General features: G+C 65.6%; 13 protein-coding genes and 1 pseudogene. 5 read left to right on the forward strand and 9 right to left on the reverse strand.

Annotation, left to right across the window (positions count from 1 at the left end; all coding sequences use genetic code 11):
* Positions 1 to 54: 54 nt before the first annotated feature.
* From QQL28_RS07520 to topA, 3 genes are read right to left on the reverse strand one after another with little or no spacing between them, the layout of a single operon-like run.
* Positions 55 to 495 (reverse strand): DUF983 domain-containing protein, encoded by a 441-nt coding sequence (locus QQL28_RS07520; protein WP_284262926.1) that lies wholly within the window; start codon positions 493 to 495, stop codon positions 55 to 57.
* Positions 483 to 2,819 carry a ribonuclease R gene (rnr, locus tag QQL28_RS07525; RefSeq protein WP_284262928.1) on the reverse strand — a complete coding sequence of 779 codons (2,337 nt, stop codon included), beginning with the start codon at positions 2,817 to 2,819 and terminating at the stop codon, positions 483 to 485. The genes QQL28_RS07520 and rnr overlap by 13 nt, the downstream gene beginning before the upstream one ends.
* Positions 2,820 to 2,826: 7 nt before the next feature.
* Positions 2,827 to 5,571, reverse strand: a complete 2,745-nt coding sequence (gene topA / locus QQL28_RS07530) for a type I DNA topoisomerase (RefSeq protein ID WP_284262929.1) — start codon at positions 5,569 to 5,571, stop codon at positions 2,827 to 2,829.
* Positions 5,572 to 5,797: 226 nt separating this feature from the next.
* On the opposite strand from topA, the gene QQL28_RS07535 reads away from it, so the two are divergent.
* Positions 5,798 to 6,037, forward strand: a complete 240-nt coding sequence (locus QQL28_RS07535) for a hypothetical protein (protein ID WP_284262932.1) — start codon at positions 5,798 to 5,800, stop codon at positions 6,035 to 6,037.
* 194 nt (positions 6,038 to 6,231) lie between these two features.
* Here QQL28_RS07535 and QQL28_RS07540 read toward each other — a convergent pair whose 3' ends face one another.
* Positions 6,232 to 6,705 (reverse strand): winged helix-turn-helix transcriptional regulator, encoded by a 474-nt coding sequence (locus QQL28_RS07540; RefSeq protein WP_284262934.1) that lies wholly within the window; start codon positions 6,703 to 6,705, stop codon positions 6,232 to 6,234.
* 105 nt (positions 6,706 to 6,810) lie between these two features.
* On the opposite strand from QQL28_RS07540, the gene QQL28_RS07545 reads away from it, so the two are divergent.
* Together QQL28_RS07545 and QQL28_RS07550 are read left to right on the forward strand one after the other, a co-directional pair.
* Positions 6,811 to 7,584 (forward strand): SDR family NAD(P)-dependent oxidoreductase, encoded by a 774-nt coding sequence (locus QQL28_RS07545; RefSeq protein WP_284262936.1) that lies wholly within the window; start codon positions 6,811 to 6,813, stop codon positions 7,582 to 7,584.
* 173 nt (positions 7,585 to 7,757) lie between these two features.
* Positions 7,758 to 7,940 (forward strand): hypothetical protein, encoded by a 183-nt coding sequence (locus QQL28_RS07550; RefSeq protein ID WP_284262938.1) that lies wholly within the window; start codon positions 7,758 to 7,760, stop codon positions 7,938 to 7,940.
* 71 nt (positions 7,941 to 8,011) lie between these two features.
* Here QQL28_RS07550 and QQL28_RS07555 read toward each other — a convergent pair whose 3' ends face one another.
* Complete coding sequence (locus tag QQL28_RS07555) at positions 8,012 to 8,620, reverse strand: FMN-dependent NADH-azoreductase (protein WP_284262940.1); 609 nt, start codon at positions 8,618 to 8,620, stop codon at positions 8,012 to 8,014.
* An 83-nt stretch (positions 8,621 to 8,703) separates the two neighbouring features.
* Between QQL28_RS07555 and QQL28_RS07560 the strand changes: the two genes are divergently transcribed.
* Positions 8,704 to 9,114: a winged helix-turn-helix transcriptional regulator gene (locus QQL28_RS07560; protein WP_284262942.1), complete on the forward strand. Its 411-nt coding sequence runs from the start codon at positions 8,704 to 8,706 to the stop codon at positions 9,112 to 9,114.
* Between the two features lie 148 nt (positions 9,115 to 9,262).
* Here the strand turns inward: QQL28_RS07560 and dprA are convergent.
* Positions 9,263 to 10,404, reverse strand: a pseudogene (gene dprA, locus QQL28_RS07565) (DNA-processing protein DprA).
* 91 nt (positions 10,405 to 10,495) lie between these two features.
* Here dprA and QQL28_RS07570 point away from each other — a divergent pair.
* Entirely contained in the window at positions 10,496 to 11,737 is a 1,242-nt protein-coding gene (locus tag QQL28_RS07570) for an amidase (RefSeq protein ID WP_284262944.1), read from the forward strand.
* Here QQL28_RS07570 and QQL28_RS07575 read toward each other — a convergent pair.
* The 3 genes from QQL28_RS07575 to QQL28_RS07585 form a co-directional block, all read right to left on the reverse strand.
* Positions 11,729 to 12,943, reverse strand: coding sequence for a patatin-like phospholipase family protein (locus tag QQL28_RS07575; protein ID WP_284262946.1), 1,215 nt, complete (start codon positions 12,941 to 12,943; stop codon positions 11,729 to 11,731). The two genes, QQL28_RS07570 and QQL28_RS07575, sit on opposite strands and share 9 nt — an antisense overlap.
* 140 nt (positions 12,944 to 13,083) lie before the next feature.
* Complete coding sequence (plsY, locus tag QQL28_RS07580) at positions 13,084 to 13,680, reverse strand: glycerol-3-phosphate 1-O-acyltransferase PlsY (protein ID WP_284263554.1); 597 nt, start codon at positions 13,678 to 13,680, stop codon at positions 13,084 to 13,086.
* Between the two features lie 98 nt (positions 13,681 to 13,778).
* Complete coding sequence (locus tag QQL28_RS07585; protein WP_284263556.1) at positions 13,779 to 15,080, reverse strand: dihydroorotase; 1,302 nt, start codon at positions 15,078 to 15,080, stop codon at positions 13,779 to 13,781.
* Between the last annotated feature and the right edge of the window lie 2 nt (positions 15,081 to 15,082).

The following is a 15,082-nucleotide window of genomic DNA, read 5'->3' on the forward strand; positions in this document are numbered from 1 at the left end:
TGTTTTGAGCATGATCTTATTGGAAAACCGCTACACACTTTTCCGGATCATGCTCTACACCGGCGGGATACCATCCGGCGGATTGTCGTCAAAGCCGTGCATGCGCAGGGCCCATTGCAGGCCGACCACGGCGCCCTTCACCGGTTGCAGTAGCGCGAGCGAGGCGACGAAGGTGAAGGGCAGATAGGCGGCGAAGCTGATCCAGGCCGGCGTGGTGTAGTTGGTCTCGATCCAGAGGATGGTCGGCACCACGATGTGGCCGACGATGACGATCACGAGATAGGCCGGCAGGTCGTCGGCGCGATGCGGCGTGAAGTCGAGCCCGCAGGCCGAGCAACTGTCTGCGGTCTTCAGGAACGCGCGAAACAGCTTTCCCTGGCCGCAACGCGGGCAGCGGCCGCGAAAGCCGCGCTTCATCGCTTCCCAGACGTCGCGCTTCTCGACGAGGCCGGTCTCGCGCGTCCAGATCTTCGGCGCCGTGCTCATCGCTTCCATGCCTTGCCCTTCGACCCCTTGCCTTTCTTCCCCTTGCCGGACTTCTTCTGCTTCTCCGGCTTGCGCTTCTTCTCCGGGCTGCGTCCAGGCCGCGCCTTTTGCGATTTGCGGGGACCGCGAAAATTCCTGGGGCCGCGCGGCGCGCTCTCGCCCGCCGACAGCAGCTCGAAGCGCAACGCGCCGGCAATGGGAGCAGCTTCTACCAGACGGACGTCGACGACATCACCCAGCTGGTGCATGGCACCGCTGCGCGAGCCGACCAGGGCGTGGCGGCTCTCGTCATAGTTGAAATATTCCGTGCCGAGGGATCGGATCGGGATCAAGCCGTCAGCGCCGGTGTCGTCGAGCTTGACGAACAGGCCGGCGCGCGTGACGCCGGAGACGCGGCCCTGGAACGTCGCGCCGATGCGATCGGCGAGATGATGCGCAATGAGCCGGTCGACGGTCTCTCGCTCGGCCTTCATCGCGCGCCGTTCGGTGACCGAAATATGCGCGGCGACTTCGCCGAGGCTTTCCGGCGTCTCGCTGTCGGGCAACGCACCTTCGCCCAGGCCCAGCGCGCGAACCAGCGCGCGATGCACCACGAGGTCGGCGTAGCGGCGGATCGGCGAGGTGAAATGCGCGTAGCGGCGCAGGTTGAGGCCGAAATGGCCGTAATTCTCGGCCGAATATTCCGCTTGTGCCTGTGCGCGCAGCACCACCTCGCTGACCAGCGGGTAGTAGTCGTGGCCCTCCAACTGGGCCAGCACGCGGTTGAACAGGGTCGGGCGTAGCGGGCCGCTCTTGGCAAAGGGCACGTCGAGCGTCTCCAGAAATTCCTGGAGCGCGTGGACCTTTTCCAGCGTCGGCTCGTCGTGCACGCGATAGATCAGCGGCAGCGATCTCTTCTCCAGCATCTCGGCTGCCGCGACGTTGGCGAGGATCATGAACTCCTCGATCAGCCGGTGCGCGTCTAACCTTTCAGGCACGATGACGCGATCGACCGTGCCGTCGCTCTTCAACAGGATCTTGCGCTCGGGCAGATCGAGGTTGAGCGGGTCGCGCTCGTCGCGGGCGCGCTTGACGCAGGCGTAGGCGGCATAGAGCGGTTTGAGGATCGGATCGAGCAGGGGGCCGGTGGTGTCATCCGGCCGGCCGTCGATCGCGGCCTGCGCCTGCGCATAATGCAGCTTTGCCGCCGAGCGCATCAGGATACGATGGAACGAGTGGGAGCGCTTGCGGCCGTCGGGGCCGATCACCATCCGCACTGCCAGCGCGCCCCGCGGCTCGCCCGGCACCAGCGAGCAGAGATTGTTGGAGATCCGCTCGGGCAGCATTGGCACGACGCGGTCGGGGAAATAGACGGAGTTGCCGCGGTCGATCGCGTCGCGGTCGAGCGCAGTGCCCGGTCGGACGTAGAAGCTCACATCCGCAATCGCGACATTGACGATGAAGCCGCCCTTGTTGTTGGGGTCCGGATCGGCCTCTGCATGCACCGCGTCGTCGTGATCCTTGGCGTCGGGCGGATCGATGGTGACGAGCGGGACGTCGCGCCAGTCCTCGCGCCCTTTCAAGTTTGCCGGCTCCGCCGCTTCCGCCTCGCGCTCGGCGGCGGGAGAGAATTGCAGGGGGATGTCGTGGGCGTAGATCGCGATCAGGCTGATCGCCTTCTCCGACTTGACCGAGCCGAGCTTCTCTTTCACCCGGCCCGAGGCCAGGCCAAAGCCGCGCGAGCGCACGATGTCGACGCTGACGAGGTCGCCATCCTGGGCGCCTTGCGTGTCCGTCTTCGCAATGTTGAGTTCGCGGTCGGCGAACTTCTTGTCGACCGGTACGAGCCGTCCGCCGCCTTCGGGCAGGCTGCGGAAGACGCCGAGGACGCGGCTCTTGGCCTTGTCGATGACCTTGATGATGCGGCCGCGCCAGGCGGGACCTTCGGTCTCGTTGGAGCGCTCGATGCGAAGCAGGGCGCGGTCGCCAACGCCGGCGGCGGTGCCTGGCTTTGGCCGGCGCGGCATTTCGATGAGGATCTTTGGCGGTTCGCCACTTTCGACCTCGTCCCATTCGGCGGGGGAGGCGATCAACTCGCCGTCCGTGTCGCGGCCGGTGATGTCGGCGAGCAGCGTCGGAGGCAGACTGTCCGGCTCCGAGACCTTGTGGCGCTTCTTCTTGATGATTCCGTCGTCGGCGAGCTCGCGCAGCATGCGCTTGAGCTCGATGCGATCGGCGTTCTTCAGGCCGAACTCGCGTGCAATCTCGCGGGTTCCGACCTTTCCATGATTTGCCTTGATGAAGGCGACGATGGCGTTCCGATCGGGAAAGCCATGGTCATTCTTACGTTTCACTTAACCTCTAATTCTTGCCGGCACTCTTCTTGGCCGGTGCCTTGGCCGCGGCAGATGTCTTGGTCGGCGACGTCTTGGCCGTCGACGACACGGCTGCGCGTGCCTTGCTGGTTGATTCAGATTTCGTCTTGGCCGCGGCTTTTTTCGCGGCCGGTTTCTTTGCGGCTTTGGTTGCGGCCTCGCCATCGTCCGGCTTGGCGGCCTTGGTCGCCTTCTTTGCCGTCTTGCTGGCCTTGGCCTTGCCGCCACCTTTGGCCGCGCGCTCGTCGATCAGCGCGATCGCCTGGGGCAGCGTGATCGCGTCCTTTTCGATCTCGCTCGGAATCGTGGCGTTGACGCCGCCCGCGGTGACATAGGGGCCGTAACGGCCGCTCTTCACGGTGACGGTGCCGAGTGTCGGGTGATCGCCGATCGCCTTGCCGGGATCGGCGCCGAAGCGGCGACTCGGGCCCTTCGCAGCCTTCTCCGCGATCAGCGTCACCGCGCGGTTGAGGCCGATGTCGAAGACTTCGTCGCCGGCCTCCAGGCTGGCGTAGGTTTTCTCGTGCTTCACGAACGGGCCGAAGCGGCCAAGACCGGCCGTAATCGGCTGACCGGTTTCCGGATGCTTGCCGATCTCGCGCGGCAGCGACAGCAGCTTCAGCGCAAGCTCGAGGTCGACATCGCCGGGCGAGGTGCCCTTCGGGATGCCGGCGCGTTTCGGCTTCTCGCCTTCCGCATAGTCCTTCTGCTCGCCGAGCTGGATGTACGGCCCGAAGCGGCCGGCCTTGACCCAGACCTCGAAGCCGGTGTCGGGATCCTGGCCGAGCGAGCGGTCGGCGCTGGCTTCACCGTCGGCTGCGAGCTGGCGGGTGTAGCGGCATTCCGGATAGTTGGAGCAGCCGACGAACGCACCGAACTTGCCGGCCTTCAGGTTGAGCCGGCCGCTGCCGCAGCTCGGGCACTGCCTGACGTCGCCGCCATCGGCGCGCGGCGGATAGATGTGCGGCCCGAGCATCTCGTCGAGCACGTCGAGCACCTGCGCGACGCGCAAGTCCTTGATCTCGTCGACGGCGCCGATGAAGTCGCGCCAAAAGTCCTTCAGCACCTGCTGCCAGGAGATCTCGTTGTTGGAGATGCGGTCGAGCTGCTCCTCCAGATCAGCGGTGAAGTCGTATTCGACGTAGCGGCTGAAGAAACTTTCCAGGAACGCGACCACGACGCGGCCCTTGTCCTCGCCATGCAGGCGCTTCTTCTCGAGCTTGACGTAGCCGCGGTCCTTCAGGACCTGGAGGATCGAGGCATAGGTCGAGGGCCGGCCGATGCCAAGCTCTTCCATGCGCTTGACGAGCGAGGCTTCCGAGAAGCGCGGCGGCGGCTCCGTGAAATGCTGGGTGACGGCAAGCGACTGCCGCTTCACGGCCTCGCCCGCGCTCATCGCGGGCAGGCGGCGGGAGTCCTCGTCCTCCTCGTCGTCGCGGCCTTCCTGATAGAGCGCGAGGAAACCGTCGAACTTGATGACCTGGCCGGTGGCGCGCAGCTCCAGCGTGCGGGAACCTGCCTTCGCCGTGATGTCGACGGTGGTACGCTCGAGCTCGGCCGCTTCCATCTGGCTTGCGATTGTGCGCTTCCAGATCAATTCATAGAGCTTGGCCTGATCGGCATCGAGCTTGCGGGCCATGCTGGCGGGACGGCGGGAGAGGTCGGTCGGGCGGATCGCCTCATGCGCTTCCTGCGCGTTCTTGGCCTTGGTCTGGTACTGGCGGGGGCTGTCCGGCACGTAGGCGTTGCCGTAATCCTCGCCGATCACCTTGCGCGCCTGGGTGATCGCTTCGCCAGCGATCTGCACGCCGTCGGTACGCATATAAGTAATGAGTCCGGTGGTCTCGCCGCCGATGTCGATGCCCTCATAGAGCCGCTGCGCGATCCGCATCGTATGTGCGGGCGCAAAGCCGTATTTGCGGCTGGCTTCCTGCTGAAGCGTCGAGGTGGTGAAGGGGGCCTGCGGATTGCGGCGCGCCGGCTTGGCGTCGACCGCCGTGACGGCGTAGGTCGCTAGTTCCAGCGCCTTCTTGAAGTCTTCCGCTTCCGCGCCGGTGCCGATGTCGAGGCGCTGGATCTTCTTGCCGTCGGCGCCGACGAGGCGGGCCTCGAAGGCGTCGCCCCGCGGCGTCAGCAGGGTCGCGATCAGCGACCAGTATTCGCGCGCGACGAACTTCTCGATCTCGAGCTCGCGGTCGCAGACGAGGCGCAGCGCCACCGACTGCACGCGGCCGGCCGAGCGGGCGCCCGGCAGTTTCCGCCACAGCACGGGGGAGAGGGTGAAACCGACCAGATAGTCCAGCGCGCGGCGCGCCATATAGGCGTCGACCAGCGCACCGTCGATCTGGCGCGGATGCTTCATCGCTTCCGAGACCGCCTGCTTGGTGATGGCGTTGAACACCACGCGCTCGATCTTCTGGTCCTTCAGCGCGCGCTTCTCTTTCAACACCTCCAGCACATGCCAGGAGATCGCCTCGCCCTCGCGATCGGGGTCGGTGGCCAGAATCAGGCGGTCGGCGCCCTTCAGCGACTTGGCAATGTCATTGAGCCGGCCGGCCGCCTTGGGGTCGACCTCCCAGATCATCTTGAAATTTTCGTCCGGATCGACCGATCCGTTCTTCGCCGGCAGGTCGCGGACATGGCCGAACGAGGCCAGAACCTCGTAGGACGAGCCCAAATACTTGTTGATCGTCTTGGCTTTCGCCGGCGACTCCACAATGACGATATTCATGTAGTTCCAGTAACTTACGGGGGAAATTGAGGCCAAATTCGAAGGGACTCGGGTCGGCCGTTTCGACCCGAACATGAGTGGTGAGGCCGTCCCTGTCAAATCGAGGGGTGTTGAACGGGCCGAAAATGAGCAAAGTTTCATATCGAAAAAGTTGTATTATACCACCTTTGAGTTGTGAGTGGGGCGGCGTAGAGTCCGGGCCGGGCAAGGATTCGGATGGGGTCTGGTGACAAAACCAGCAAGGAAGCGGACGCAGGCCGCCGCGGCCGGAGGAAAGCGTTCGCGGAGCGAGGAGCCGGGTGAGGGCGGGGCGGACGAGGCGGTCGCGTTCATCGCCGAACAGGTGGCTCATCTGCGCCGGATCGCCGAGCGCCACAAGCTCGACGTGCTGCATTATCTACTCGGCATGACGCAGTTGGAGGCCGACGAGCACATCCGCCTGCGCAGCAAACGCAAGCTGTCGTGAGGGGGCGAGCGGCGGGATAGCGCGCGATCCTACTCCGTGTCGTCCTGGCGAAAGCCAAGATCTATAACCACAGGGTTGGGTTGTCGGAAACGCTCGTCGCCTCTTTCTCTGCAACAACGAGCAGCCGGGATAGTGGGTCCTAGCTTTCGCCAGGACGACATGAGGGAGAGGCACCGTGCCCCCGCAATTTGCAGCTATCCAGCCCTTCGTCGTGCCCTGGCCGCCGGCCGCGCCTTGAGCGTGGTCTCGCCGACACTCAGCAACCGCCCGTCCTCCGCGCGTAGCTCGAGCTTCCGCACCGGGCGGCCCTTGTCGCGATCGACCAGGATGGTCGCGATCTCCTCAGGATGATCGTCGAACTCCTCGCTCCATTGCCGGAGCGCGACCAGGACCGTGAAGACGCCGCGGCCTTTTGGCGTGAGCACATATTCTGAATAGGCGCTGCCGTCTGAGGCGGGGGCGATCTTCAGGATGCCATGGTCGACGAGTGCGCGCAGCCGCGTGGCGAGGATGTTCTTGGCCATGCCGAGCTTGCCCTGGAACTCGCCGAATCGGCGCAGGCCAAAGAGCGCCTCGCGGATGATGAGGAGCGACCACCAGTCGCCGATCGCTTCCAGCGATCGCGCGATCGGGCAGGAGTCTCCCTCAAAGCTCGTTCGTTTCACCATCGTGTCGTTCCGCCTTCGCGCGATCACGCGCTTGTGTGGTTGCATCATAGAACCAGATGGCCTAGATCGCAATCAGGTTTCATTATGCAACCACTGGAGGCGAGCGTGAGACTGAAGGGCAAGACGGCATTCATCACCGGCGGCAACAGCGGCATCGGCCTTGCGACGGCAAGGCTGTTCGTGGCCGAGGGCGCCAAGGTCACCATCACCGGGCGCAACAGGGAGACGCTGGAGGCTTCCGCAAAGGAACTTGGACCCAATGGTTTTGCGGTCGAAGCCGACATCAACGATGTCGCCGCGACCGAGAAGGCGATCGCGCGCGCGGTCGAAAAATTCGGCAAGCTCGACATCGTCTTTGCCAATGCCGGCATCCCCGGCAACACGCCGCTCGGCGGCACCGCGCTGTCTGCCTTCGAGCAGGTGATCCGCACCAACATCACCTCGGTGTTCTTCACCGTGCAGGCGGCGCTGCCGTATCTCAATGACGGCGCGTCCATCATTCTCAACGGCTCGGTGATCTCGGTGCTCGGCAATCCGGGCTATTCCGCCTATGCCGCGAGCAAGGCCGGCGTGCGCGCGATGGCGCGGGTGATGGCGTCCGAACTGTCGCCGCGCAATATCCGCGTCAACGTGGTGGCGCCGGGCGCGGCCCGCACGCCGATCTGGAAGGGCGCAGCGCCGACCGACGAGGCATTTGCCGCGCTGGAGAGCCGCATCGCCAAGACAACGCCGCTCGGCCGAATTGGTGAAGCAGATCACATTGCGAAGACCGTGCTGTTTCTCGCCTCCGATGATTCCGCGCATGTCCAGAGCGCCGAGATCTTCGTCGATGGCGGCGCGACCGGCTCGCCTGCGGGCGCGCCGATCTTTCGCGGTTGATCGGATGATGTGAAAATTTGAATCCGTCGGCGCGACGAGACGGTTGCGCCGATGGGTTCCCTCATCCGTAAGACGTAATTTCAAAACTGTACGTGATGAGGTTGAACCTTGGCGTGCGCTGCAAAGACATTTCTACGGGCAGGGGTCATAAGACCCATTTAAGGGAGCCCGTAATGCCGAAAGCCGCTCGCATTATTTCATCGATTTCAGAACCGCGCATTTACACCGAACGGTCCGCGATCCCCACGAAGCAATCCGACAGCCATCAGCTCGTCGCGGTCGCTTTGTTCTCCTGCATCGGCCTGTTCATCTCGCTCATCGCCGTCATCCTCGGTGTGCAAGGGATGTGGTTTTAGCTTCGTGAGAGGCGCGTGATGCAACTGCCGCCGCCGGCATTTGGCGGCGGCAGATGGTATTGGCGCCGAGCTTATGCCGCACGCAGGCTGGTTGCGGCCTGAAGTGCGCTTGCGAGCGCCTTTTCACGGTGCTCGGGCCCAATTTGGATGCCGTCGGCGAAGATGAATTCCGGATTGGTGATGCCAATGAAGCCGAACACCCAGCGCAAATAGGTTTCAAGATGCTCGCCCGCGGCGTAAGGCGTCTCGGCCCCATAGAAGCCACCACGCGAGATCGCCACGATCACGCGCTTGCCACCCGCCAGTCCTTGCGGACCGTTGGCGCCGTATTGGAACGTCTTTCCCGCCACCAAGATGCGGTCGATCCAGGCCTTGAGCTGGCTCGGGATAGTGAAATTGTACATGGGCGCGCCGATCACGACGATGTCGGCGGCGAGGAACTCGTCCAGCACGGCTTTGCTGGCGGCAAGGTCGGCGGCGAGCTCCGCCGGAGCGGAAGCGCCTTGGGCCGCTGCCAGATGTGTCCCGGAGAGATGCGCGAGCGGGGTTTGCGTCAGGTCGCGGTAGGAGACATCGAGTGTCGGCGAGGCTTCGCGCAGTCGCGCGACGATAGCGGAGGAAACCTGCCGGCTGACGGAGTGGGGGCCGAGCACGCTGGAGTCGATATGGAGGAGTTTCATTGGGGTCACCCGTGGTATAGATTTGTAACCCGCACTACATGAGTGACTACCGAAATCCCCGCAAGAACGCACTTTTTTGAGCCATGGGCACATCTTTGAAACCTGCACACAGCCATTTGCCTGCCCCGCCAATGCGGCCCGATCCCCAGCATTCCGACTGTCGCGGCGTCGCCTCGATCCTGTCCCGCGTCGGCGACAAATGGAGCGTGTTCGTGATCATGATGCTCGGCGACGGGCCAAAACGCTTCAATGAGCTCAAGCGCATGATCAACGGCATCTCGCAGCGGATGCTGACCTTGACGCTGCGGGGGCTGGAGCGCGACGGGCTCGTCACGCGGACGATCTTCCCGACGATTCCGCCGCGCGTGGATTATGAGCTGACCGATCTCGGTCACGGGCTGAGCCGGCCGGTGCAAGCGCTCGGTATGTGGGCGAAGGAGCACCAGAGGGAAATCGAGGCGGCGCGGGCGCGCTTCGATGAGCGCAATCCATAGCGTTTTCAAGACCGGTTCGAGTCTGGAAAACGGGTCAAAAAAGACTCCTAGAGCATGATCCGGAAAAGTGCGAAGCGGTTTTCCGAAAAGATCATGCTCAAACAACAACCTAAAGCGCGATGACGATTCATCCCAATCTCATCGCGCTTTAGAGCAGCGAGACGAGACCTCCACCGTGACGCTCGAGGCGGCCGGCGAGCTCGAGTTCGAGCAGCACGGTGCGCACGATCGCAGGCGAGGCGCCCGACATCCGCACGAGATCGTCGATCGAGATCGGTGCGGGGCCGAGCAGGCCGGTGATCTGATCGCGGTCATGGCCTTGCGGATCGCTTTCAAACGGCTCGCTGTCGGGCTCGCCGGCCGGATGCATCACCGGCCGTTCCATGATCGGCTGTACGGCATTGATGATGTCGGCGGCTTCCGTCACGAGCGTTGCTCCCTGCTTGATCAGATCATTGGTGCCGGCTGCGCGCGGGTCGAGCGGCGAGCCCGGCACGGCAAACACCTCGCGACCCTGTCGGCCGCCATGCGCGCGGTGATCAGCGAGCCCGAGCGCTGCGCGGCCTCGATGACCACCACGCCGAGGCACGCGCCCGAGATCAGGCGGTTGCGGCGGGGGAAGTCGCGGGCGCGCGGCTCGTGGCCGAGCGGCATCTCGGAGATCGCGGCGCCGCTCTGGTCGAGGATCGCGGCAAGCAGGTCCTCATGCTCGGGCGGGTAGATGCAGTCGTGCCCGCCGGCGAGCACGGCGACCGTGCCGCTTGCGATGCTCGTGCGATGCGCGGCCTGGTCGACGCCGCGTGCAAGGCCCGAGATGATCACGAAGCCGGCCTCGCCAAGCTCGCGCGCGAGCTGGCCTGCAAATTTCAGCCCGGCGCCGGACGCGTTGCGCGAGCCGACGATCCCGATCATCGGCCGCATCAAGCTGGCGGCGTCGCCACGCACCGCGAGCAACGGCGGAGCGTCGTCGATCGTCGCCAGCCGCGCGGGATAGCCGTCCTCGCCGGGTGCGAGCCAGCTGACGCCGAGCTTCCGGCTTGCGGCAAGTTCGGCCCTGGCCTCGTCAGCGGGACAGATGCGTCCCGACCGCGCCGCGCCACCACGGCGCGCAAGCTCCGGCAGCCGGTCCAGGGCAGCCCTTGCTGTGCCGAAGTGGTTGACGAGTGAGAGGAAAGTGCGCGGGCCGACATTGTCCGAGCGGATCAGGCGCAAGCGGTCGATCCTGTCGGCTTCGGTCAGCTCGATCCTTGAGTTGATGGCGTCCACGGCGTCTCCTTGCGGGCGCAGCATGGAACAACCTGGGCGCGTGGGCAACAGGGCGCTGCGCTTGCGCCACTGACTTGCGATGCTAAAAGCGCTCCCAACAAGAAGGATTTTTGCCATGATCTCACTCGCCGACCTCCAGAGCCGCATCGAGAGGGGCGAGCTTTCGCCGGATGCCGCGATCGCGCAGTCGCTTGCAGCGATCGAGGCTCGGGAGAAGGATGTCCGGGCCTTCGTCTGCCACGCCAAGTCGGCGAAGGCGGCGGCACACGGTCCCCTGCGCGGCATCGCGGTGGGCATCAAGGACATCATCGACACCGCGGATTTCCCGACCGAGATGGGTTCGTCGATCTACAAGGGATGGCAGCCGCGCGCGGATGCGCCGGTCGTGATGATGCTCAAGCGCGCCGGCGCCACCGTCATCGGCAAGACCACGACGACGGCCTTTGCCTCGCGCGATCCGACCGTCACGCTCAATCCGCACAATCCCGGCCACACGCCGGGCGGATCGTCCGCAGGCTCGGCGGCCGCTGTCGCGGCCGGCATGATCCCGCTGGCGCTGGGCACGCAGACCGGCGGCTCGGTGATTCGGCCTGCGGCCTATTGCGGGGTCGCGGCGATCAAGCCGTCGTTCCGCCTGCTGCCGACGGTGGGCGTCAAATGCTTCTCCTGGGCGCTCGATACGGTCGGGTTGTTCGGTGCCGGCGTCGAGGACATCGCGCGCGGATTGTTCGCGATGACGGGGCGTGCCGAATTCTCAGATATTGGCGGTGCCAAATCGCCGCGCATCGGCGTGGTCCGGCAGGAATTTGCCGGAGAGGTCGAGCCGGCCGCCGAGCAGGGGCTTGCGGCCGCCATCAAGGCCGCGCAGCGCGCCGGCGCCAGTGTTCAAACCATCGACCTGCCGGAGATGGTGCGCGAGGCCTGGCGCATTCATCCGATCATCATGGACTTTGAGGCGCATCGCGCGCTCGCCTGGGAATTCTCAGAGCGCCATGACGAGATCGCGCCGATGCTGCGCGCCAATCTCGACGAGACCGTCGGGCTCACGCCGTCGCAATATGACGAGGCGCGCCGGATTGGCCGTCGCGGCCGCCGCGAGCTCGGCGAGGTCTTTGAGGGCGTCGACGTGCTCTTGACCTATTCCGCGCCTGGCGCCGCCCCGAAGGGCCTCTCGACCACCGGGGATGCCCGCTACAACCGGCTGTGGACGCTGATGGGCAATCCTTGCGTCAACGTGCCGGCATTGAAGATCGACGGCCTGCCGGTCGGCGCGCAACTCATCGCGCGCTTCGGCAATGATGCGGGCGCGCTGGCGGCGGCGCGCTTCCTCGAGAACGCGCTCGCGGGGTCACACTAACGCAGGCTCGGCGGGCGTGCGCTGAACGGACGGCTCGCTGCGCGTCTCCTGCCGCAGCCACCGCTCGGCGGCGGCGCGGCCGTTCCGATGCAACAGGCGGATGAAGCCGCGGCCGAGATCGGTCGCTGAGCGCTGCGCCAGCCCCTCGATCTCGTCTTCCGCTGCGATCCGGAACAGGCGCAGCGCAGGTACGGAGCCGGCGCGGGCCCATTCCACCGCGGCGATCTCGGCGTTGAGCGTGGCATTGGCCGCGATCTGGTCGAGCCGGCGGTCGATCGCGGCAAGCGTGATCGGCACGTAGCTGTCGCGCGAGGGCGTCACCTGGACGACCAGCACATCGGACGTCCGCGACTCCTGCACCAGCCGCACCAGCGGCGGATTGCCGCCGTAGCCGCCGTCCCAATGGGCCTCGCCCTCGATCTCGATGGCGCAATGCACCAGCGGCGGACAGGTCGAGGCCAGCGCGACGTCGGCGGTGATCGCGTCGTTCGAAAACACCTGCTGGTGCCCGTCGCGGATCCGCGTCGCCGCGATGAGAAGTTTCGGGCAGGCCTTGGCTTGCAGCGCGGCAAAATTGATGTCGCGCGACAGCGCCCGCCGCAGCGGATCGAGATCGAACGGATCGAACTGGCCGGACCGCAGCGTCGGCCCGAATGCCACGGAGCTTCCGGCCGGCGAAAAGCCGCCGACCAGCATCAGTGAGCGGAACGAGGCCTCGTGCATCAGCCGCACCCAGAACCGGTCGAGGCGGGCCCGCGCGCCCTCGCGGCCGCCCTCGGCAAGGCCGCAGGCGAGGAGCAGCGCGTTGATGGCGCCCGCGCTGGCGCCGCTGATGGTGTCGAATTCGATTCCCGGCTCTTCCAGGAGGCGCTCCAGCACGCCCCAGGTGAAAGCGGCAAAGGTGCCGCCGCCCTGCAATGCCAGCGACAATTTTCGCGGTGGCCAATCCGTGGAGGCAGAACGCTTATCCGCCTTCGTGGGAGCAGGGGCGGGCCGCGGAGCCGGCTGGGTAGGTTGCGCGATCTCTTCGCGGGCAGGCGGCGGCTTCGGAACGGGCGCCTCCGCAATGGGCGGTTCAGGCGCGCTCGACCAGATGTTGGTCGCAGAGAGCAGGCGGCTCGCGGCGGTGCCGGAGGCTTGCGCGGGCGCATCGGCGGCGCTGCGCTGGGTTAGTCGATCATGCGTAACGTCGGTCTTCTTACTCATCGGACGCAAACCGGATAACGCCATTGTCATCCCTGAGGATGACAGGCATGGAACTGCTTCGCCACTCCCGGCAAGAGTTGCGAACAGGAATTGGATTATAATGCGGAAGAGCCGCGTCGGTATCCGTACTTTTTCCGGACTTACGACTTCTGGCCAATCCGGCTCTCGCTGCCCGATTGCAACCGCTTGATGTTCTCGCGGTGCATGTAGAACAGGAGCAGCGTCAGCACCGCGGCCAGCGAGGCGAGCGCGAGGTGGCCGAACCACCACAGGAAGATCGGCGCCACGAAGGCCGCCACCAGCGCCGAGAGCGAGGAGTAGCGGGTGGTGAAGGCGGTCGCGAGCCAGAGCAGGCAGAAGAACAGCGCGCCCGGCCAGAACAGGCCGAGCAGGATGCCGATATAGACCGCAACGCCCTTGCCGCCTTTGAACTTGAGCCAGACCGGAAAGAGGTGGCCGAGGAAGGCGCCGAGGCCGGCGATCATCGCCGCATTGGGACCGGCGATGTAACCCGCGATCACGACCGCCGCAGTGCCCTTCAGGGCGTCGAGCAGCAGCGTTGCCGCCGCAAGCCCCTTGCGGCCGGTGCGCAGCACGTTGGTGGCGCCGATATTGCCGGACCCGATCGAGCGCAGATCCTGCGTGCCGGCCAGCTTGGTCAGGATCAGGCCGAACGGGATCGAGCCGAGCAGGTAGCCGATGACGAAGGCCACGGGGAGGAAAGCTTCAAGTCCCATCGCCGCATCTCCGTGCCCGACATATTTCCCGCGCATGGATTCTTCCTGACGCGTTTTCTTGACGCGAACCGGTACCCACTTCGCTCGAAAACGCTACGCTAGACATGCTCGAACACCGTGCGCCCGCCGACGATGGTGCGCACCACCCGTCCCGTGAAGCGGGCTTCGTCGAACGGGGTGTTCTTGCAGGGCGATTTGAGGTCGGCGGGATCGAGCACCCACGGCGTATCGGCGTCGATCACGATGACGTCGGCCGGCGCGCCGGCGCGCAAGGTGCCGCCGGGCAGGCCAAGCAGCTCGGCCGGCCGCGTCGACATCGCCCGGATCAGCGTCTTCAGTTCCATCTCGCCATTATGCACCAGCCGCAGGCCCGCCGACAGCATGGTCTCGAGGCCCACCGCGCCGGACGCCGCTTCCGCGAACGGCAGGCGCTTGACCTCGACGTCCTGCGGATTGTGGTCGGACATGATGACGTCGACGAGGCCGGACCCGACGGCGGCAACCAGTGCCCGGCGGTCGTCCTCTGTGCGCAGCGGCGGCGATAGTTTCAGGAACGTCCGGTAGGGCCCGATATCGTTCTCGTTCAGGGCGAGATGGTTGATCGAGACCGAGGCGCTCACGTTGAGGCCCGCGTCGCGCGCGCGCTTCAGAATGTCGAGCGAGTCGATGCAGGAGAGCGCGGCCGCGTGATAGCGGCCGCCGGTCAGCGCGACAAGGCGCATGTCGCGCTCCAGCATCACGGCCTCCGCCGCGTTCGGGATGCCCATCAGGCCAAGGCGAGTCGCGAACTCGCCCTCGTTCATGACACCTTCGCCGACGAGTTTGGGGTCCTCGGTATAGTGCACGATCAGCGCGTCGAAATCGCGCGCATAGGTCAGCGCCCAACGCATCACCTGTGCGTTGGTGACGCTTCTGTCGCCGTCGCTGAACGCGACCGCTCCGGCGGCCTTCAGGAGACCGAACTCGGTCATCTCCTCGCCGCGCATTCCCTTCGTCAGTGCCGCCATCGGCTGGATGTTGACGATCGCGGTGTCGCGGGCGCGGCGCATCACGAAGTCGACGGTCGCCGAATTGTCGATGACGGGCGCGGTGTCGGGTTGGCAGATGATGGTGGTGATGCCGCCGGTCGCCGCCGCCTGGCTCGCGCTGGCAAACGTCTCGCGGTGGCTGAAGCCGGGTTCGCCTGCAAAGGCGCGCATGTCGATCAGCCCTGGGGCCACGATCTTGCCGGAGCAGTTGACGATGTCGGTGCCCTCGGGGACGCCGGCCGCGCCGATGCCGCGGCGGGTCTCGCGGATGGTGCCGTCGGCGATCAGGACGTCGCCGAGGCCGTCGAAATCCCTGGAGGGATCGACGACGCGGGCGTTGGCGAGCAGGATCGGGCGGCGGTCGGTCAGCATGG

Origin of the sequence: Bradyrhizobium iriomotense (assembly GCF_030160715.1) — a bacterium.
GTDB classification, from domain to species: Bacteria; Pseudomonadota; Alphaproteobacteria; order Rhizobiales; family Xanthobacteraceae; genus Bradyrhizobium; species Bradyrhizobium iriomotense.